This is a genomic window from Bacteroidota bacterium (assembly GCA_017303975.1).
Taxonomy (GTDB): domain Bacteria; phylum Bacteroidota; class Bacteroidia; order JAFLBG01; family JAFLBG01; genus JAFLBG01.
Map to the genome: position 1 here is coordinate 14874 of JAFLBG010000039.1, position 21010 is coordinate 35883.

A 21010-nucleotide genomic window follows, 5' to 3' on the forward strand; every position below is an offset into this window, starting at 1 on the left:
AAAATAATGTTTTAAGCTCGCTTTGGCGGAGGGGAGGGGACTTCTCTACTAAAAGAGAGAAGACAGGCCTGATAGCGTTCTGATAATAAAATTGAGTTATCCCTGACTAGAATAGCTAGCTCACTAATCGGAGCATCTATACAAGAAAAAAGTTTAAATAATTTCTGTAGGTTTTTTCCGGCAGCAGAATTTTTGTCGTTTTGTTGTATTTGTTTTTCGAGATTAACAAAAAGCTCTTTCTCTTTTTTATCGTTAATCACGTGTAGAATGATAGTTCCGTTTATATGTATCGTTTTCTTGACAACATCATACATGTTACCATTTAAGCGAAATTCTTTTTTTTCAATCCATTCAAGGTTTTCGTATTCCACTTTTGAAAGTGTGAAAGTGGTTAACTCATCATCCGGAATAGATTTTTTTATTTTTTGTTTTATCTCGTGCTTTATTTGGTTGCGCATGTAAAAGAAAATGGGAAAGTATCCGATCGTATTATATCCAAATACAAAAAGAAATAGGTATCCAATTATTCGTTTCACAATACAAATGTATTGATTTTATAATGGTATGTGTAATAAAACAAAAGCCCGTAGTTGCATGCAACTACGGGCTTTTGTTTATAGTTTAAGTAAGATTACTTGTTAACTACTTTAGCTAATTCAGCACCAGCTTTAAATTTAGCAACTTTTTTAGCTGCAATTTTGATAGTTTTTCCAGTTTGAGGATTTCTACCTTCTCTTGCTGCTCTTTTAGCAACTGAAAAAGATCCGAAACCAACTAGAGCTACTCTGTCTCCTTTTTTAAGAGCTTTTGTAGTTGCGTTGATAAAACCATCTAATGCTCTTTGAGCATCAGCTTTTGTCAATTTCGCTTCAGAAGCGATTGAATCGATTAATTCTGCTTTGTTCATTTTGTTTTTAGTTTTTAGTTAAACATTAATAATTACTGAACGGGACAAATATATAGACTTAACAGCCACTTTAGCAAGAAAAAATCAAAAACTGTTGATAAATTGGGTCTTTTGTTAATAACGTGCCTTGGGAGTGCCAATTATAGGGGTGTGTGTGAAATGATATTTATCAGTTATGAAATAAAGTAAGAATTTGGCGAAAGCTGAAATCCCCTTAGAAACTCATGTGTAGCCATTCTTTTCTTTCCAGCCATCTGTAATTCGGTAATTTGAATGATGCCGTCTGAAGTACCTATGTTTATAAAGGTTTTACCATCAGTAGCAATTTGTCCTGGTTTTAGGGTGTTTGGAGAGGAGTTTTTCTCTGTTTTAAAAATTTTAATAGAAGTAATTTTATCATTTATAGAAAGCTCAGTATAGGCTGCAGGATAAGGGCTTAAACCTCTAACTAAATTATGTATTTTTTCTGCAGATAAATTCCAGTTTATTTTACACGTGTCTTTAAATATTTTTGGTGCATGTTTTATATTTGCATCTGTATTTTGTTTGATGCTTTTTACTTCCTTATTTTCTATTGCAGTAACTGTATTTAAAACTAAGATAGCTCCGCTATTCATGAGCTTGTCGTGTAATTCACCTGCTGTTTCGTTTTCACCAATTGTTGTTTTTTCTTGTTGTATTATATCTCCGGTATCAATTTCGTGTTTTAAAAAGAACGTAGTTACTCCACTTTCTTTTTCGCCATTTATGATCGCCCAATTAATTGGAGCGGCACCTCTGTATTGTGGCAATAAAGATGCGTGTAGATTAAATGTGCCTAATGGCGGCATGTTCCAGACTATTTCCGGTAACATTCTAAAAGCAACAACAATTTGCAAATCGGCTCTTAGCGCTTTTAGTTCTTCAATGAAATCTTCATTTTTTAGATTGGTTGGTTGAAGAATTTTTAGGTTGTTCGCTAGAGCATATTTTTTTACTTCAGATTCTTGTAGCTGTAGCCCTCTGCCGGCAGGTCTGTCGGGAGCGGTGATTACAGCAACAATATTTTTTTTCGCTTCAACAAGTTTTTTTAATGGAGCAACTGCAAATTCCGGAGTGCCCATATATATAATACGTAATGACATGTTTGTGTTTTAGGATATTGTAAAATAAGTATTATTTAGATTCTATATTATTGTTATTTATAAAATTGTAAGTTTGGGTTTACTACAATTGCTTTGTCATGCACAAAAATAAGTCCCTCAAAATAATATCAGGTCCATTAGCAGCAATTATCGTATGGTTGTTTTTCGATTTAGATGCTACTAATGTAAATGTAACACTAATGGCTGGCATTGCTTTGTGGATTAGTATTTGGTGGCTTACAGAAGCAATTCATTTGTCCGTTACTGCACTAATTCCATTATTGTTGATTCCTATGTTGGGATTAGCCGATGTGCGTATAATAGCTTCTCAGTATATGGATTCTATTATCTTTCTTTTTATAGGTGGATTTATTCTTGCTATTGCAATTGAAAAGTGGGGATTGCATAATTATTTTGCACGGTTTGTGCTTTCTAAAACTGGTACAACTCCTTCGAAAATTTTGTTAGGAGTAATGATTGCATCTTTTGTGATTTCCATGTGGGTTTCGAATACGGCTACTGTTTTGATGCTCTTAGCTACCGTTATAGCAATTGTAGGAAAGTTAAAAGTTGAGGATGAAACGAATACAGATGCAATAAAAAAAATCACTACTGCACTTTTAATAGGATTGGCTTATTCTGCTAGTATTGGTGGAATGTGCACACTAGTTGGAACACCTACCAACATGATATTTTATAAAGAATTTACTAAACTGTATACTACTCAATACGAGATGAATTTTTTCGTTTGGTTTAAATATGCTTTTCCAATTGCTTTAATCCTTTTGTTAGCAGCATTTTCCGTACTATATATTTTATTTATAAGAAAGGTAAGGCATGTGAAAATTACTTTTCATGATTTTAGATTGGAAAAAAGAATGTCCAAGAATCAGAAAGTAGTATCAATTATTTTTATTTGTACGGTTTTACTTTGGTTTACCCGATCAACAATTGATTTTGGATTTGTGAAATTTTATGGGTGGAGTAATTGGTTTAAAATGCCTAATTATATTGATGATAGTGTAGTAGCGATTTTAATGGCAGTTTTGCTTTTTTTAATTCCTGCTTCTTCTAAATTAGAAGCTTTAATGACTTGGGACGATGCTCAGAAAATTCCGTTTGATATTGTTTTATTGTTTGGAGGAGGGTTTGCTCTTGCAAAAGGGTTTGAGGTTTCCGGATTAAGTAATTGGATTGCATCTCACTTACATGTATATAGCCAGTCATCTTTGTTTTTATTTGTATTTATTGTAGTTGTATTAACTTGTGTAATTAGTGAGTTTGCATCAAATGTTGCCTGTATTCAGCTTATGTTGCCTATTTTAAATGCAGTAATTATAAATACTACTATTAGTCCAATGGTAATTTTAGTGCCAGCTACATTAGCTGCTTCATTAGGCTTTGTAATGCCTGTAGCTACAGCTCCTAATACGATAGTTTATGGCACAAAGTTGGTTAGGACAATTGACATGGCCCATGCCGGTTTCTGGGTGGATGTTATAGGAATTATATTGATAAGTTGTTCTGCGTTTTTTATGCTATAACAGTACAATAGATTTTAATAAGCTTTGCAAACCGGTAAATATAGATTGTATCCCAAGTGCTAATACAAAAAATCCCATAACATTTGCCATTGCACTAATTCCGGAGTGCCCTATATATTTTAATATTTTAGGAGATAGCTTGAGAATAAGATAAGATAGAATTGATATGGAAAGTATACACGAAAATATTGTTATATATTGTACAATGTGCATTTCTTGTAAACTGGTTGCTATTAGGTAAGAGATAGTGCCAGGCCCTGCAAGCAATGGCATAGCTAACGGAGTAAAGGAAATGTCGTTTTTTTGCAATGCTTCCAGTTTAATAGTTTGTGTCAAATTTTTCTCCTTCTTGTTTTTTGATTTTAACAATCCTAATCCTGATTTGCAAATAATTATTCCACCCGCAATACGAAGACTATCAATGGTTATACCGTAAAAATTTAGAATTAATTGTCCGCAAATAAAAAAGAATAGCATTATGAAGAAAATATAAATAGATGTTTTTTTTGCAAGTGTTATTTTTAAATCGTCCGAATAATTGGCAGTAAGAGAAAGGAATGCAGGCACAGCACCTATTGGATTGAGTAAAGAAAAAAGTGCAGAGAATGTTAGAATAAAGAAGCTTATCATAATTGCCCCAAAGTAATAAAACAGCTGTTAATTGAATTAGAGCAAAAAGTTAATTTATTGCTTCTTCTTTTAATTTTTTATCTAAATAGAATGTTCCGAAGGGAATTAGAGAAAGTATAAATGCAAAAATAGCTTTATTCGCTTTCCATTTGTTTTGCATGGTTACGTCTATCAACGTAACAACAAAAGCAACAAAAAGAATACCATGAATCATTCCAACAATTTTTACCAACCCCGGCATCGCAAATATATATTTTAGTGGCATTGCAATAAATAACAAAATTAAGTAGGAGATACCTTCTGTAAATGCTGTTATTCTAAATCGGTACAGTGCAGATTTTATATTGGTATTCATCTGTATAATTTTTAAGTTTATGATTGTCAGATGGAATGCGCAAGCTTTTTTAATTTAGTAGCAAAGGAGTGTTGTATAGATTTGGCAACACTCCTTTGCTATGTTTACCAAATAATAGCTCTAGCGGTTTCAGGTTTGAATAATTTATCGCCCTCTTTTACTCCAAATGCGTCATAGAATTCTTTCATATTTGCCAACGGGCCATTTACCCTGTATTGAGCAGGTGAATGTGGGTTTGTTACTATCATGTTGCGCAATGCTTCGTCTCTCATAGAATTTCTCCACGCTTGTGCCCAAGACAAGAAAAAACGTTGTTCTGCAGTAAAGCCATCAATTCTTTCTGGAGCAGGTTTCCCTTCAAATGATTTTTTTAGTGCATAGTAAGATAGTGTAAGTCCTCCCAAATCAGCAATGTTTTCTCCAAGTGTAAGCATTCCGTTTACGTGCATAGTATCAATTGGGCTATAGCCGTTAAATTGCTCAACTAAAATATTTGTTCTCTCCGAGAATTTTTTTCTGTCATCTGCAGTCCACCATTCTTTCAAGTTGCCATACGCATCATAGTGGCTTCCTTCGTCATCAAATCCGTGGGTAAGCTCATGGCCAATTACAGCTCCCATAGAACCGTAGTTTACTGCATCATCTGCATCCGGATTAAAAAACGGAGGTTGCATGATTCCTGCAGGGAATACAATTTCGTTTATTGTTGGGTCGTAATAGGCGTTTACGGTAGAAGGTGTCATTTGCCATTCTGTTTTATCTACGGGTTGGTTAATGCGTGCTATTTGATATTTCGCATCGAATACATTGGCAGCATATACATTTTTAATGTATGCGTCTCTTGTAATTTCTAGAGTAGAATAGTCCATCCACTTATCTGGATAGCCAATTTTGCGAATAATGGTTGATAGTTTAACCAATGCTTGTTTCTTTGTAGAATCACTCATCCAAGTGAGATTTCCAATACGTTCTTTATATACAGCCGTTAGGTTGTCAATCATTTCATTTACTTTTCTTTTCGATTCAGCAGTAAAATATTTTTCAACATACAATTGCCCTAATGCTTCACCTAGTCCGTTGTCAACAGCTTCTACTGCTGTTTTCCAGCGTGGACGTTGATTTTTTATTCCATTTAGTTTTGTTCCATAGAATGCGAATGTGGCATCTACAAAAGGTTTGCTTAGTTTGCTGGAAGCATTGCGTATCAAATTATATTTTAAGTAAATCGCTAAGTCTTTTATAGGAGTAGTTTTTACTAAGTTGTTTAGGTTTTGAAAAAATTCTGGTTGGCCTACTGAAATATCTTTAATATCATTTAGAGTTAATGCTGATAGAAAATTATTCCAGTTAATAGAAGGGTAAAGTGTTTTAATATCTTGAACCTTTTTTAAATTGTAGTTTGCTTCTGCATCTCTCAGTTGCACTCTGCTTCTTGATTTGGACGCAAGGGCAGTCTCAAAATCGAAAATTTTTTCTGCAATTATCTTTGCTTCTTCCGTTGGTGTATTTACTAGCTCGAAAAGTGTTTGAATGTATTTTTTGTATTCTACACGTATCGATTCGTTTTTTTCATCTTTGTTGGTGTAGTAGTCCTTGTCAGGTAATCCGATTCCACCTTGGTACAAACCGGAAATATATCTAGAGCTGTTTTTTTGATCTACCGTAATTCCAAAATTGAAAAAAGGATTCATTCCTTTCATATTTAGTTCTCCTGTAATGGAAGATAGGTCATCAAGATTTTGTATCGATTCGATTTTTTTTAACTCATCCAAAATGGGAGAAAATCCTTGTTTGTCAAGTGTTGCAGTGTCTATTGCAGTATAATAGTAATCGGCAAGTTTTTGTTTTATGCTTCCCTTCTCATTGTTTTCTGTGGTAAGATTGTCTAGTATCTCACGTAAGTTTTTTTGATTTCTTTCATTTATTTCATTGAAATTTCCCCAAGCCGATTCAGACGAAGGAATGGGATTGTTTTTAATCCAGTTGCCATTTACATATTGAAAAAAATCTTCCGTAGGGTTTATTGTTTTGTCAATATTCGCAGTGTCAATGGCAGGAAATGTCGACTTGTGAGTAGTCGATAATGCATTGTGATCATTGGCTTTCTGGTTAATGCAAGATTGCAAAAATAGTACAGATGCTATTGTGATATAGCTAATTTGTTTTAAAGAAAATATGTGCATAAGTAAATTGTATTTAGTGTGTTTTTGTAGTATAGTAGTAGTTGCGTTTACCTGTTTCATTTAGACTGGATTTAATATTTATGTTGTTCAGTTCTGTATTACTATTCAATCAAATTAGTAGCAAATTAGGTTGCCGAATTCAGGTGCCAAATATAAGATTTTTTGCCTAATCTATTGAAATAAGTTCAGGTTTGTCGGTGTAAAGAAGATATTTTTTTATTTCAGTATACCCCATTTTTTTTAGAATTGTTTCGTAGTTCTTTACTTGTAATTCATGTGTTTTTTGTACACTACCTGTTTTGTAATCAACTATTGAAACAATGTTTTTATCTATGATTACCCTGTCAGGCCTATATATAGCATCTTTAGGCACTAGCAAGTCTTTTTCCGAAACAATTAATTGGTTTGTTGGACTGAAAAGCTTTTTTATTTCTGTGTTACTTAAAAGTAAGTTTATATTGGCTAATAACGTTTCTTTTTCCGAGTTGTTTAGTATGTGCTGCTGCTCTAATTTGTCTATGGCTTGTGCAATGTCATTTTCATTGGTAAGATAGGAGAGGAGTTGATGCAAAAGTATTCCTTTTCGTATCGATGAATCTGTTTCGGATAATAGTTTTTCGGGGTTTAGTTTGGGTTGATTTATGTCGTAATACTCTTTTTTTATTGGTGTTAATTGGTAAATGGCAGATTGGGCTTTTTTATTATGTTTTTGAATATGGTTTTTTTGACCCCAACAATACTCAGTTTGTTCCGGACTATATAGCCCTGATTTTTTGAGAAAAATGATAAAATAGTCGCTTGCGTGTGTACGTTCCTCTTTAGTTTGTGTTGTTGCCGAGCTCAAAATATATAATCGCTGCTCGGGTCTAGTTAGTGCTACATAGAGCAAATTGATTGTATCCAGTTGTAATTTATCCTCTTCATCTTTGTACGTTGATTCGTATTCTGTTTTTAAAAGTTGTTTGTTTAATGATAATACCGAAGCCGACAATTTTGGAATTTCGGGTTTGTTAATAAATACCCACTTGTTGTTAGTTTTGGACTTTATTTCCCATTGGGCAAAAGGAAAAATAACAACGGGGAATTCTAGCCCCTTTGATTTGTGTATGGTTAGCAGCTGAATTGCATTTTCGTTTTCATCAATGGTAACAGATGGTTTGTACGATTCTAGTTCCCAGTAAGCTATAAATTCGGCAAGATTGTTTTTGTTTTTCTTTGAGAAATTATACACTTCGTCTATAAATGCAAAGTGGAATCTGTTGTTGGGAGTATCTTTTAAAAAGATAGACCTTAGTATATATATGATTTTTAATAAGGAAAGATCTTTTAGTTCTGCACTATTTATGGAATAGGTATGTAAGAGGTATTTGAAAAAGTTATCCTTTGCTCTTTCCTTAGCCGAAAAAAAGTCTATCAACTTTATTGTATGGTCTTTAGTCGATAAATATTGGATTACATAGGCTAATGATGTTTGGCAATTATCAAATGTGATAATTTTTAAAAACTCAATAATGAAATTAATGTCGTTGTGTTTTTTTAAAAAAAGCGCTTCGTTAGAAATTACAGGAATGTTTTTTTCTAAAAGATAAACGGCAATTAGTTGAGCGTGCGTGTTTTTTCTGCTTATGATAGCAATGTCTTTGTAGTTAAAGCCTGCTGCAATGCATTCATCAATATGTTCTTTTGTTTTTTCGAGTATCAGTTGTTCGTTTTCCTTTTTAGTATTTATTTCGTCAAACAGAAAATTTAATTGTACATATCCGCCCTCTTTTTCTGTATTATAATTCTGTTCGTGTGCTATATATATTTTTTTCTGAAAATTGGAGAACGATTCATTTAAATTTGAAAAGAAAGAGTTGTTAAATTTTACAATTTCCGGTAAGCTTCTAAAGTTGCTGTTTAGTTGATTTTCTTTATAGTGATTATAAATACTGCTGTTTTGCGCAAAGTCTTTTATATCTACAAATTGTTCTACATTCCCACTTCTCCACCTGTAAATGGATTGTTTGGCATCTCCTACAATTAAGCTACTGTGGCCATTAGATAACGAATTTTCTACAAGAGGAAATAGGTTGCTCCATTGAAGTTCAGAGGTGTCTTGAAATTCATCAATAAGCAGGTAATTGTATTTTTCGCCAACACGTTCGTATATAAAAGGAATGGGTTCTGTTTTAATAATATTTCCAATAATTCTGTTAAACTCTGATATGTGTATTGTTTGATTTTGCTCTTTTATTTGTGTAATTAATTTTTCAATTTCATTTAAAACAGCTACTACATGTATGTTTTTAAGCAAGTTGTTGTATAAAATATAGTTGCTTTCGTTTGCGGAAAATAAGTTTTCTATTTCCGAATAATATTTTGCCAGTTGCTCTTTTATCTCATTAATGCAATCTGTTTTTTCTGCACTTGCTTTGGCAGAAGCCCATTTGTTTGAGGTTATTGTTTTTGACGCATTACCATTCCCTTTTATTTCGTCAAAGCCCTGCTGAGTATATTTTTTGAAGAAGCTGTAAATGCCGGCATTGCCATACGCTAAGTCAGAAGGCGAAATGTTTTTTGAATGAATAAGTGTTAACGCTTTTTTACAAATTTCAATTACAGAACTCTCTAAGATTCCTATTTCTTTATCAATAGTGTCTTTTATTTCTTTAAAGTCGGCTAATGTTAGGTTTTTAATTTTTTCAAGATATACAGCGGTATCGTCTTTTAAAATATCTTCAGAAAGTAGCAATAAATCTTTTTTTATGTTCCAAGATTTGCTTTGGTCAATTTTGCTGAACGAATAATTTATAAGAGCATTGGTTAAATCCTTGTCATGACCTATTTTCGATACTAATAAATCAATCGTCTGGTTGAGTAATTTTTTTGTGTCTGTTTCAATTTCGAAAGCTGCAGGAATGTTTAGGTCGTGCGCAAAAGTTCTAATAATTTTATTTACAAAACTATCAATAGTACTTACCGAAAAATCAGAATAATTATGAAGTATAGAGCTGAGGACAATTCCGGCACGTTCTTTTATTTCAATTGCGTTAAGTTTGGGGCTGAGTTCTTTTTCTAGTATTTCTAGTAAGGCTTTGTTGTTTTGTGTAGTAGATAAATCTTTCAATGAGGATATTATTCTATCCTTCATTTCATTCGCAGCTTTATTGGTAAAAGTGATTGCTAAAATATGTCTGAACCCACTTGGGTTTTCGCTAGCCTTAGCTATACAAATTGCCAAATAGTTTTTTACTAAAGTAAAAGTTTTGCCCGATCCGGCAGATGATTTATATACATTAAAACTCACTGGCAGCAAGTTAAATTAAACTTGGCAAATTATATTATTATAGTTAATTTAAATTTTTATTAAATACTAGGCAAATTCTACTATTCAGGTGGCTAAAAAGAGTAATAATTCAATAAAAAAATCAAGTGCAACTATTCCTTCATTGGGTTTGATTTTTATTATAGTCGCCACTATAGTTTCTTATTTTCCAACATTTACTAACGAACTGATTATTAATTGGGATGACCATTTATACATTACAGATTACGATGGTATAAAGAAACTCGATTTTAAATCTGTTTATAAGTTATTTACTAGCTTTCATTACGAAAACTACCATCCCCTTACTAATCTTACGAATGCTATTGAGTATAGTATTTGGGAGTTGAATCCGCTTCCATATCATGCAATTAATTTGTTGCTTCACTTATTTAATGTGTATTTGGTTTATTTGCTTATAAAACAACTGTTAAACCATGAAACAATAGCCCTTGTAAGCGCTGCTGTTATGGGTATACATCCTATGCATGTTGAATCGGTAGCATGGGCCTCCGAACGAAAGGATGTATTGTATGCATTCTTTTTTCTGCTGTCTGCTATTATGTACATAAAATTTGATAGAACAAATGAACGTAAGTTTTATCTGTGGTCAGTGGTTTTATTTTTATGCTCCTGTTTGTCCAAGTCGGCCGCTGTGGTGCTTCCTCTTTTTTTGTTTGCAATAAATTATTTTAATGAAAAGCGTAGTATTAGAAAGAATGCAGCATTAATTCCCTTTTTTGCACTGTCTGTTCTCTTTGGCTATATTGCAATTCTTTCGCAGGGCTCAACTGGTGCGACTTCTATGGTGCCTGATTATCCTTGGTACGACAAATTGTTTTTGTCTAGTTATGCAATTGTGTACTATGTCATCATGTTTGTAATGCCTGTGAATTTGAATGTTTTACACATGTACCCTGAAAAAGTGAATGGCTTTTTTCCTATAGAGTATTACATTGCTCCTGTTATTTTACTCCTACTTTTTATTTTCTTTTTTAAATTGTTTAAACAAGAGAGAAAGAGACTATTGCTAGGATTCTTGTTTTTTATTGCCGGATTAGTTTTAATTATCCAATTTGTTCCCGTAGGAAGAGCAATAGTTGCAGAACGATACACCTACATTCCATATATTGGTTTGTCAATTGTTGTGGCGGTTGTGCTCGCGCAAATAAAAGCAGGGTGGACTTCTTATGTTTATTATTCTTTTTTTGTGCTCTTTTGCATTATCACTTTTCAGCGGGTAAAAGTATGGAACAACGGGAACATTTTATTTTCTGATGCAATAGATAAAACACCTAATGTGCCTCTTTTATGGTATAACAGAGGGTACTATAAACAATACAAAAATCAAGACCATGCAGATGCTTTGAATGATTTTAATGCTGCGTTAAAATTAGATTCGAATTACGCATTGGCTTATAATAATAGAGGGGGGGCAAAGTTTTTTCTAAAGGACTATTCCGGGGCTATAGCAGATTATGATAAAGCCGTTGCATTAGATTCGGTAAGGACAGATGGCTATTATAATAGAGGATATGTAAAGCAAACAATTGGAGATTTACAAGGAGCTTTAAAAGATTACACCAGTTCTGTAAGAGTAAAAAAGGAGAATGCTCATGTTGCTTTGTCGAGTAGGGCAGTAGTAAAAGAAAAGCTCAATGATTATGATGGAGCTATTGCTGATTATACAGATGCAATAAGAATTTTGCCGGAATATTCACAAGCTTATTTCAATAGAGGTAATTTAAAGTATAGTATTAAGAAAGATTTACAAGGTGCAGCAAGCGACTATAAATCGGCTATTGCAATTGATAAGAAATATGCCGATGCCTACTTTAACTTAGGAATTGTTTCTCTTGATTTGGGTAATAAAACAGAGGCTTGTAATTCTTTAACAAATGCATTTAACTTAGGGCAAACAAGAGCGGGAGATTTATTAAAACAAAATTGCAGATAAAGGTGATAGAATACTATAAAAATAATTACAGTTTTTTAATTTTTATTTTGTTATGGTGGGTCTCTGCTACGATAAATTCTACTGTAGGGTTAGTAGTGCCAATACTAACGTTATTTTTATTACAGCGCAAGCAAATGTATTCCGAAATATTTATTGGTTTTTTTTTCTTACTTGTATTGTCAGATTCCAACGAGGCTACTAAGCTTACTAAGCAAACATATCTTGCGGTAATGTTTCTATTTCTTTTTATCGATAAAAATTATTTTCGTTTGTCGAACAATATTATAGGAGTGTTTTTGCCATTTGTTTACATTTCCATATTGTGCGTATTTTTTTCTACAGAGTTTCAGTCGTCTTTGGAAAAAACTATTTCCTACACACTTATTTTATATGTAATTCCAACATATGCCATTAATATTTATGAAGAGCAAAAAGAGCTATTCTTGTATAACATTATAGCATTTGTTTCTACATTGTTGGTATTAGGAATAATTATGTATTATGTTAATCCGGCTTTTGTAACTTCTGTAGGAAGATATAAAGGGCTTTTATTTAGAAATCCTAACGGAATGGGGGTTTTTACCGTTATTTTTTTCTTTTTTGTTTTATTTGCAAATGATATACATCCCACACTTTTTTCTTCCAAGCAACGGTATTATTTATATGCGGTTGGTTTTTTTACATTAATATTAGCATCTTCTAGAAACTCGTTAACAGCTGTTGCTATCCTATTCTTGTTTAAGGGGCTTTATCGTATTTCTTATTTTGTAGGTTTTTTGATGCTTGTTTTTATTGCAGTAATATTTCCATACTTCCTCGATTTGCTCCAAGATTTAGCTTTTTCATTTAATCTTCAAGAATACTTTCGGTTAGAAACACTTGAAACAGCCTCCGGTAGGTATTTTGCTTGGCAGTTTGCCTGGGAAAATATTAAACTAAGTCCTTGGCTAGGAAATGGATTTGGTTATGTAGATGTTTTGTTCAACAATAATTTCAACTATTTGAATAAATCGGGCCACTTTGGTAATGTGCATAATTCATACCTTACCTTTTGGCTAGAGGTAGGTTTGTTAGGGTTATTAGCATTCATAATCCCATTATTGCTTTTATTTTTAAGAGGGTCAAAAAAATATGGTGTATCAATGCCAATGTTTTATGCGCTTTTATTCTCTATTAATTTCGAGTCTTGGCTTACGGGGTCATTAAATCCATACACTACTCCGCTGCTTGCTATAATTGCAATTTTAAATTACTCCTTAATTGAAAAAGAAGAAGATACTGTTCTTGTACACTGAGTTAGCTGATTATTTTTTATCATGCATTAACTACCTCTCTGAAAACTATTCAGTAGATATTTTAATTGTTCGTTGGCCTGTAAATAAAGAAGCTCCTTTCAAATTTAATTTTACGGAAGGAGTTAAGGTAATTAGTAAACAAGATTATTCGTATTCAGAATTGGAAAAAATTGTTTCGAACTTTACTCCTGATTTTATTTACTGCAGCGGATGGATGGATAAAGATTATTTGAAATTATGTAATACTAATAATTCGGCCAGAACAAAGGTATTAGGCTTGGATAATCATTGGGTAGGAAGTATTAGGCAAATGCTAGGTGTTATATATGCCAGATTTTCGTTTGCTAATTATTTTACTCATTGTTGGGTTCCGGGGAGTAAGCAATACATCTACGCAAGAAAAATTGGTTTTTCTCCCAATCAAATTAGAAAAGGGTTTTATTCTGCAGATGTTGCTTTATTTGATAAACACTATCATAGTTATGCACCATCAAAGAATGTAGATTATCCACATCGCTTTATATATGTTGGCAGATACGCACCAGCTAAAGGTATCCAGGATTTGTGGAAAGCATTTGATGAGTTGCATTTAACTCAACCAAATGATTGGGAATTGTGGTGCTTGGGTACAGGTTCATTAGAGCCTTATGCTCATCCCAAGATCAAGCATTTTGGATTTGTACAGCCAACTCAATTGGTCGATTATATTCAGAAAACCGGAGTGTTTATTTTGCCGAGCACTTTTGAACCTTGGGGTGTTGTTGTACATGAATTTGCTGCTGCAGGTTTCCCATTGTTGTGCAGCAATAAAGTTGGGGCAAAAGAAATTTTTTTAGAAGAGAATAAAAACGGATTTGTTTTTGAATCCAACAATGTTGACTCTATTCTTCAAGCATTGAAAAAAGTAATAAATTTGAGTAATGCAGATTTGAATAAAATGGCACTTGAAAGCAATCGTATTTCAAAAAGGATTACTCCGGCACTTTGGTCTGAAACATTAATAGCAATGATAGAATAAGTATGTGTGGAATTAATGGCATAGTGGGTTTAGATAATACAAGTTTGTTAACTCAAACTATTACTGCAATGAATTTCGCTATTAAACACCGAGGTCCCGATGATAATGGTGTGTGGACGGAAGGTGCAATTGGTTTTGGTCATACTAGATTATCAATAATTGATTTATCTAGCTTAGGGCATCAACCAATGTTTTCTAATGATAGAAAACTTGTGCTTGTTTACAATGGCGAACTATACAATTTTAAGGAATTGAAATCTGAATTGCAGAGTAGTTACGCATTTAAAACAAACTCTGATACCGAAGTTATTCTTGCGGCTTATCAAAAATGGGGAGTAGATTGTTTGAAAAGGTTTGACGGCATGTTTGCATTTGCTCTTTATGATTATAACGATAATCAAGTAATTGTTGCTAGAGATAGACTCGGTGTAAAGCCTTTGTATTACAACTATTCCAATTCTACTCTTCTTTTTTCCTCTGAAATGAGGGCAATTTTAAAGAGTAATTTAGTAAAACGTAAAATCTACAAACCTGCGCTTGCAACTTATTTGCGATACCAAACGGTCTATTCGCCCGATACAATAATTGAAGGTGTAAAGATTCTTCCCGCAGGACATTTTATGGTGTTTAAAAATGCAACTTTACAAGTAACTAAATATTGGGATGTAACAACTATAGATACCAGTAGCTGTAAAGGGAAATCGTATGATGACATAACAACTGATATACGCAAACTGTTATTCGATTCTGTTGAGAAGAGATTGGTTGCGGATGTTCCTTTTGGGGCTTTTTTGTCCGGAGGTATTGATTCATCTGCGATTGTGGCTATAATGTCGAAACTGAATAAAGGAAAAGTAAAAACATTTTCTGTAGTTTTTGATGAGGCAAAATTTTCTGAGGCCAAGTATTCTCAGATTGTTGCAAATAAATATAAAACAGAACACCACGAAATTAATTTAACCGTTTCTGATTTTAAGAAAGAACTTCCTAATGCATTGGCTGCAATGGATTACCCAACCGGAGATGGCGTAAACTCATACGTAATTGCAAAAGCTACAAAAAATGCAGGAGTCTCAATGGCGCTATCCGGGATAGGAAGCGATGAATTATTTGCAGGATACGATGTATTCAGAAGAACAAAAAAAATTAATACTTATAATTGGGTTTCGACATTCCCCAATTTTTTAAAGAAGATAGCAGCTGCTTCTATTGCAAATTTAAAACCTTCTGTAGCCTCCGATAAATTTTCGGAACTTTTAATGGAGCCTAATTGGGATATTGATTCTATTTATAAATATTCTAGAAAAGTGCTTTCCGAAAAACAATTACAGGAAATGTCGTCTAATTTGTGGCAGGAGAAAAATTTGTTTGACGATAAAATGGATGCCATTTTGAGCGAGGAGTCATTGTCGCTGTTGAATGGAGAATACAATCTATCTAGAATTTCTTTATTGGAAATTGGTACATATTTGGAGAATGTGTTGCTTCGAGACACCGATCAAATGAGCATGGCACATGCTTTAGAAGTTCGAGAGCCATTTCTTGATTATAAATTGATGCAATATGTATTGGCTGTTCCCGATAATTATAAATATCCCGTTACTCCGAAGAAGTTATTAGTCGATTCGTTGTCTGATTTAATTCCTCTTGAAATAATTAATCGACCTAAAATGGGTTTTACTTTTCCTTGGAAAGAATGGATGAAAGGCGATTTGAGATTGTTTTGCGAACAGAGCTTGATTAGCTTAGGAGAAAGAGAATATTTTAATAAGAACTATTTAATGAATAGATGGAAACTTTTCTTAAACAATCATCCATCCGTTACTTGGTCAAGAATATGGTATTTGGTTGTGTTGGAAAATTGGATGAAACAAAATAATATTGAATAGCAAGAAGAACATATTGGTATGCATTGATTGGTATTTACCAGGTTACAAAGCCGGTGGTCCAATTCGATCTTGTGCAAATTTGGTTGGCTTTTTGTGTAAGGATTATAATTTTAAAATAGTTACTACTAATGTAGATTATAACGATACAGAGCCATATAAAACCGTAAAAGCGAATGAGTGGTTGCTACTAGAGCCCAATGTGCAAGCTTATTATTTTTCAAAAGATAAACTAACAACTACAAATGTTAGGGCACTGCTTAAAAAAACAGATTATGATATTTTGTACGTAAACGGAATATTTTCATTTTACTTTACAATTCTTCCATTGTTTTTTTCTAATAAAGTAAAGATTGTAGCTGTTAGAGGTATGCTGGCTCAAAGTGCATTGAAGATTAAGAAAGTAAAGAAAATAGGCTTTATTTATTTGGCAAAACTGTTGGGTGTTTTTAAGGATGTTGTTTTTCATGCAACTAGTAAAGAGGAGGTTGTGGATACTCGAAATTTTTTTTCGAATCCAATTAAATACGCGCCCAATTTACCTCGTTTTAATACTGATTCGAGTACTATACCCAATACCATTAAAGAACAGGGTAAGCTAAGAATTATTAACGTGGCTAGAGTTTCTCCCGAAAAAAATTTATTGTTTGCACTTTCAATACTTAGAGAGATTAAAGGGGAGGTGGTTTTTCATATCTATGGTCCAATTAATGATAATGCTTACTGGCAAAGATGCCAGTCAGAAATTGATAGGATGCCCGCCAATGTGAAGGTGGAGAAGTTTGATGCGGTAGAGAGCTCTCAAATACATTCATTGGTGGCTAAGTACGATTTGTTCTTCATGCCCACCTTGGGTGAAAATTTTGGTCATGTTATATTGGAATCACTAACAGCAGGAGTTCCGGTATTAGTAAGCGATAAAACGCCATGGAACAATTTATCAGACTATAACTGCGGATGGCATTATTCGCTAAATTCTCCCAACGATTTTATTTCTAAAATAGAAAGTCTTGTAAGCTTAAACAGTACTGAATATAACATGTTTCGTGAAAATGCCACTAAATTCATTTCGCTTAACTCAAATACCGAACAGTCTGTTTTGCTTTATAGGCAAATGTTTGATTGTTAGAGGTTTAAAATTTATCAATTCTTATTGCTTTTATTATCTTTATTGTTATTCTAATTACTAAAATATGATTGTTTTAATTACCGGGGTAGCAGGATTTGTTGGATCTAATCTTGCAAAAAAACTTTTAGAAGAAAACTGTACTGTTATAGGAATAGATAACTTGAGTTATGGCTATTTAAGTAATCTTAAAGCAATAGAGAAGAATCCTAAATTTACCTTTATACTTGGAGATATTGCAAATCCTCTTATCTTAAAAGATCATAAGGCAGATGTTATTGTTCATTTGGCATCTCAAAAAATTCCTAGATATACCAACGCTTTGCGAACATTGGACGAAAATTATTTAATGTTGCGTAATGTGGTTCATAAGTGCATACTAGATAAATCTAAAATTGTTTTTGCATCCACTTCTGATGTGTATGGAAAAAATCCTAATGTTCCATTCTCCGAAGAGTCTGATTTGGTATTAGGGCCAACTACTGTTAAACGATGGGCGTATGCATCGTCTAAACTTTACGGAGAACAGTATATTATTGCCAATAACGATGAGTATGGTTTAGACTACACAATTATGCGCTTTTTTGGTTCATACGGACCAAACCAGAATACAACTTGGTGGGGTGGGCCTCAGGCAGTTTTTATACAAAATTTTTTAGAGAAAAAGCCAATTGAAATTCATGGAGATGGAACTCAAACAAGAACATTTACGTATATCGAGGATACTATACAAGGCATAGTAAAGTGTGTATTAGACAAAAGATCCAATAATTCTATCTATAATATTGCAACTAATCCAACAGAAGAAATTACAATTGTAGAATTGGCTAAATTGATATGGAAACTAATGGGGAATGAGGAATCTAGCGTTCCACTAAGTTTTATACCGTATTCTACCTTTGGAAAATATGAAGATGTGTTGCGAAGAGTTCCGGATATTACTAAAATAAAAACCGAATTGGATTTTAATCCAAAGTATTCTTTAGCAGAAGGTTTAGCAAAAACAATTAAGTGGCAACAGGAGTTGTTTAACCAAAAATAGCATTAGTACCAGCTAGTTTAAGAAGATAAGTAAAAATTAAAAAAATTATTCGGGTGAAAATATATTTTTTAGTTCCAGTTTATAATGAAGCTGATAATATTCCTGAACTAGCAAATTCTTTGCATAGTAAGCTAACAGAGTACACTAAATTTTTTGTATTTGTTGATGATAAATCAACCGACACTACAGTTGATGTAATAAAACAGAATTTCCCGGAATCCAATTTGCATATAATTACAAAAGAGCAAAACGCAGGTCCCGGAGATTCTTTTAATGTTGGTTTTGAGTGGATTTTATCCAACTCCAAAGATGCTACCGATGTTGTTGTTACGCTTGAAGGCGATAATACATCTGATAAAAATTTATTGCCAACTTTGGTGTCCATATCTCAGCTAGGGTTTGATATGGTGCTTGCGTCTCCTTATGCGCAAGGTGGAGGTTTTTCTAAAACTTCGTTCTTTAGGAAGGCAATTTCTTTTATTGCCAATATGTTTTTTAGAACATTTTTTAATGTTAAAATATTAACGTTAAGTTCATTCTATAGGCTTTATACAGTTGAATTAATAAGACAAATAAAAAACAGCAATCCTAAAATAATTGCCGAGAAAGGTTTTATTTGTATGCTTGAAATTTTGCTAAAGGCAATAGCCTTAAAAGCAAGAATAATTGAAGTGCCAATGGTGTTACACTCTGATGTAAGAAAAGGTAAATCAAAAATGAAAATTGTAAAGACTAGCCTCGAATACTTTAAATTTTTTATAAGGTATCGAGCTAGCAAATAAATACTGTTGATGAATTTCACTTCTGCTAAAATTAATTCCTGGTATTGGTTCTTAGTTTGCTTCATCATTTTTTTGGGAGTAATTATTCGTATTGCATTTATTGATACAAATCACGTAGTAGGAGACGAATTATATACGTTTATAGAATCGCAAGGTTTTGATGAAAATGAAATTCCTGACTCGCTAAATCTCCGGTATTTTTCTCAGCATAAAACAACAGTAACTAACGTAGTAAAATCAACCTTTTATTACGATAATAGTAATGGAATAGTTTATTCAACATTGTTACACTACTGGTGTAGAATGTTTCCGAATGATATATTTTATGTGCGACTGCTATCTGTGTTGTTTGGTTTTTTATCAATGATTTTTTTAGTTAAAACACTAGATACTTTTTTTTCTCACAAGCCAATTGTGTTATTCGGCTTGCTTTTGCTGTGTTTTAATCCGCTGGTAATTTCCTTCGATACATCTATCCGTATGTATTCGTTGTTATTATTATTGTCTATTTGTACTAACTATCTGTTTGCTCAAATTTGTATTTACAATCGCTCTAAGTATTGGGTATTGTATGTACTTACTATGTTTTTAATGATTTATACACATTATTTAAGTGTGTTTTTAATTGGGTTTCATTTTTTAATTCTGTTTTATATCCATTTTAAAATGGAGAAAAGTAGAGCATTCAACCCAATTTTTGTTTCGTTTGTACTTATAGGAATGTTTTTTGCTTACTGGTATCTTTTTGTTGCGAATAAAGCATTCCAGAATATGCAACTTACCAATGATTTCATTGTGAATGCACTTAATAAAGGTGTATATCCTGCCGATAAAACTAGTATTAGTGTAATACTACAAGGTGTGGTAAAAATAATTGTTCGCTTTACTGGTTTGGGTATAAAGAGTACTTTTTTTGTTATAGTAACTGCTACCGTTAATTTATTTTTGGTGCTCACTTTTTTTATGTATGCCGAAACAAAATGGAGATTATATTTAGTTTTGGTGCTTGCGTTGCATTTTTTTGTTTTATCGGCTCAGGCATTTTCGGTAGGACATAATTTATCTTTTTTATCTAGGTATTCGTTGCTTGTATATCCTGTATATATTCTTTTAATCTTATTTGCCATGAACGAATGGTGGGTAAAAGGCAAAAAAATAGTAGTGTCAATTATTGCCGGATATTTTATTTTCATTTCTCTTTTCTCGGTTAAGAATGACTACCAACAAGCACAGAGTAAAGATGAGTATTTAAATTATACTCAATTAGCAAATTGGGTAGGGAAGACGTATGAAAAGGATGATTTGTTGCTTGTGCCGCAAAAAACAGAAATGTATATGATTTATTATTTTGTGCCTAGAATGCAACAAGATATATTCTGTAAAATTGATGCCAGTAAAACTACATATTCAATAAGAAAGAAAGATGGTATATCTGTTTCTTTTTCTGCTTTTGACAATTCTATAAATGCAGATGACAAGCAGTAAGAGCGTGAACTGTATTGCGCTGCTCAACTACAGTAAGCTATTCTAGTTTTTTTTGTTTTAAAGAAGGAAGTGATGAAAAATTACTCACTCCGTATCTTTTTGTTTTCAATACCTAAAAACTTCTCAAGTTTATTTTCAATAAAATGAGCTTGCGAAGCTTGGGCAAATTAATATGTTCAATTACATTGTTGTTATTTGTTACTATTTAAACAGAATGACTAATAGTAACTCTGTTAAGTGTAGCTGTAAGCTTCCCCAAAGTTGAGCCAATTAAAAATAGAAAATCGACAAGCAGCTACAGCTGCGCGTTCAGTTTTTTAAATTTAACTTTAAATGGTAACAACAATGAAAAAAACACAATTCTCCGAA

General features: G+C 32.8%; 16 protein-coding genes. 9 read left to right on the forward strand and 7 right to left on the reverse strand.

The annotated features are described in order from the left end of the window. Positions 1-11: 11 nt before the first annotated feature. The 3 genes from J0M08_11870 to J0M08_11880 all read right to left on the reverse strand — a co-directional run bounded on the left by J0M08_11870 (position 12) and on the right by J0M08_11880 (position 2031). Complete coding sequence (locus J0M08_11870) at positions 12-458, reverse strand: hypothetical protein (GenBank protein ID MBN8703754.1); 447 nt, start codon at positions 456-458, stop codon at positions 12-14. A gap of 173 nt (positions 459-631) precedes the next feature. Then, complete coding sequence (locus tag J0M08_11875) at positions 632-907, reverse strand: HU family DNA-binding protein (protein ID MBN8703755.1); 276 nt, start codon at positions 905-907, stop codon at positions 632-634. Positions 908-1080: 173 nt separating this feature from the next. Further along, positions 1081-2031: a methionyl-tRNA formyltransferase gene (locus tag J0M08_11880; GenBank protein ID MBN8703756.1), complete on the reverse strand. Its 951-nt coding sequence runs from the start codon at positions 2029-2031 to the stop codon at positions 1081-1083. A 98-nt stretch (positions 2032-2129) separates the two neighbouring features. Here J0M08_11880 and J0M08_11885 point away from each other — a divergent pair, with 98 nt between their 5' ends. Beyond that, positions 2130-3575 (forward strand): DASS family sodium-coupled anion symporter, encoded by a 1446-nt coding sequence (locus tag J0M08_11885; protein ID MBN8703757.1) that lies wholly within the window; start codon positions 2130-2132, stop codon positions 3573-3575. Here the strand turns inward: J0M08_11885 and J0M08_11890 are convergent. The 4 genes from J0M08_11890 to J0M08_11905 all read right to left on the reverse strand — a co-directional run bounded on the left by J0M08_11890 (position 3570) and on the right by J0M08_11905 (position 10032). After that, positions 3570-4205, reverse strand: a complete 636-nt coding sequence (locus J0M08_11890; GenBank protein ID MBN8703758.1) for a MarC family protein — start codon at positions 4203-4205, stop codon at positions 3570-3572. The genes J0M08_11885 and J0M08_11890 overlap by 6 nt on opposite strands. Positions 4206-4254: 49 nt before the next feature. After that, positions 4255-4560: a DUF3817 domain-containing protein gene (locus J0M08_11895; GenBank protein MBN8703759.1), complete on the reverse strand. Its 306-nt coding sequence runs from the start codon at positions 4558-4560 to the stop codon at positions 4255-4257. A gap of 104 nt (positions 4561-4664) precedes the next feature. Beyond that, complete coding sequence (locus J0M08_11900; protein MBN8703760.1) at positions 4665-6803, reverse strand: M13 family metallopeptidase; 2139 nt, start codon at positions 6801-6803, stop codon at positions 4665-4667. 106 nt (positions 6804-6909) lie between these two features. Next, positions 6910-10032: a UvrD-helicase domain-containing protein gene (locus J0M08_11905; GenBank protein ID MBN8703761.1), complete on the reverse strand. Its 3123-nt coding sequence runs from the start codon at positions 10030-10032 to the stop codon at positions 6910-6912. Between the two features lie 88 nt (positions 10033-10120). Between J0M08_11905 and J0M08_11910 the strand changes: the two genes are divergently transcribed. The 8 genes from J0M08_11910 (at position 10121) to J0M08_11945 (ending at position 20641) form a co-directional block, all read left to right on the forward strand. Further along, a complete protein-coding gene (locus J0M08_11910; GenBank protein MBN8703762.1) occupies positions 10121-12007 on the forward strand; it encodes a tetratricopeptide repeat protein in 1887 nt (628 codons plus the stop codon). Between the two features lie 134 nt (positions 12008-12141). Beyond that, positions 12142-13302, forward strand: a complete 1161-nt coding sequence (locus J0M08_11915; protein MBN8703763.1) for an O-antigen ligase family protein — start codon at positions 12142-12144, stop codon at positions 13300-13302. After that, positions 13283-14320, forward strand: coding sequence for a glycosyltransferase family 4 protein (locus J0M08_11920; protein MBN8703764.1), 1038 nt, complete (start codon positions 13283-13285; stop codon positions 14318-14320). Before J0M08_11915 ends, J0M08_11920 begins: the two co-directional genes overlap by 20 nt. 2 nt (positions 14321-14322) lie before the next feature. After that, positions 14323-16209, forward strand: coding sequence for an asparagine synthase (glutamine-hydrolyzing) (gene asnB, locus J0M08_11925; protein MBN8703765.1), 1887 nt, complete (start codon positions 14323-14325; stop codon positions 16207-16209). After that, positions 16202-17335, forward strand: a complete 1134-nt coding sequence (locus tag J0M08_11930) for a glycosyltransferase (GenBank protein ID MBN8703766.1) — start codon at positions 16202-16204, stop codon at positions 17333-17335. Before asnB ends, J0M08_11930 begins: the two co-directional genes overlap by 8 nt. A gap of 64 nt (positions 17336-17399) precedes the next feature. After that, the gene (locus J0M08_11935; GenBank protein MBN8703767.1) at positions 17400-18374 is read left to right on the forward strand and encodes an NAD-dependent epimerase/dehydratase family protein; all 975 of its coding nucleotides are present in this window, start codon (positions 17400-17402) and stop codon (positions 18372-18374) included. A 53-nt stretch (positions 18375-18427) separates the two neighbouring features. Continuing rightward, positions 18428-19156: a glycosyltransferase gene (locus J0M08_11940; protein MBN8703768.1), complete on the forward strand. Its 729-nt coding sequence runs from the start codon at positions 18428-18430 to the stop codon at positions 19154-19156. A gap of 9 nt (positions 19157-19165) precedes the next feature. Continuing rightward, positions 19166-20641, forward strand: coding sequence for a glycosyltransferase family 39 protein (locus J0M08_11945; GenBank protein MBN8703769.1), 1476 nt, complete (start codon positions 19166-19168; stop codon positions 20639-20641). Positions 20642-21010 lie beyond the last annotated feature (369 nt).

Bases quoted from the DNA above. Each gene is read 5' to 3' on its own strand.
- asnB (MBN8703765.1), top strand. From the start codon at position 14,323: ATGTGTGGAATTAATGGCATAGTGGGTTTAGATAATACAAGTTTGTTA.
- J0M08_11885 (MBN8703757.1), top strand. From the start codon at position 2,130: ATGCACAAAAATAAGTCCCTCAAAATAATATCAGGTCCATTAGCAGCA.
- J0M08_11900 (MBN8703760.1), bottom strand. From the start codon at position 6,803: ATGAAACAGGTAAACGCAACTACTACTATACTACAAAAACACACTAAA.
- J0M08_11935 (MBN8703767.1), top strand. From the start codon at position 17,400: ATGATTGTTTTAATTACCGGGGTAGCAGGATTTGTTGGATCTAATCTT.
- J0M08_11870 (MBN8703754.1), bottom strand. From the start codon at position 458: ATGCGCAACCAAATAAAGCACGAGATAAAACAAAAAATAAAAAAATCT.
- J0M08_11895 (MBN8703759.1), bottom strand. From the start codon at position 4,560: ATGAATACCAATATAAAATCTGCACTGTACCGATTTAGAATAACAGCA.
- J0M08_11880 (MBN8703756.1), bottom strand. From the start codon at position 2,031: ATGTCATTACGTATTATATATATGGGCACTCCGGAATTTGCAGTTGCT.
- J0M08_11890 (MBN8703758.1), bottom strand. From the start codon at position 4,205: ATGATAAGCTTCTTTATTCTAACATTCTCTGCACTTTTTTCTTTACTC.
- J0M08_11945 (MBN8703769.1), top strand. From the start codon at position 19,166: ATGAATTTCACTTCTGCTAAAATTAATTCCTGGTATTGGTTCTTAGTT.
- J0M08_11915 (MBN8703763.1), top strand. From the start codon at position 12,142: ATGTATTCCGAAATATTTATTGGTTTTTTTTTCTTACTTGTATTGTCA.
- J0M08_11875 (MBN8703755.1), bottom strand. From the start codon at position 907: ATGAACAAAGCAGAATTAATCGATTCAATCGCTTCTGAAGCGAAATTG.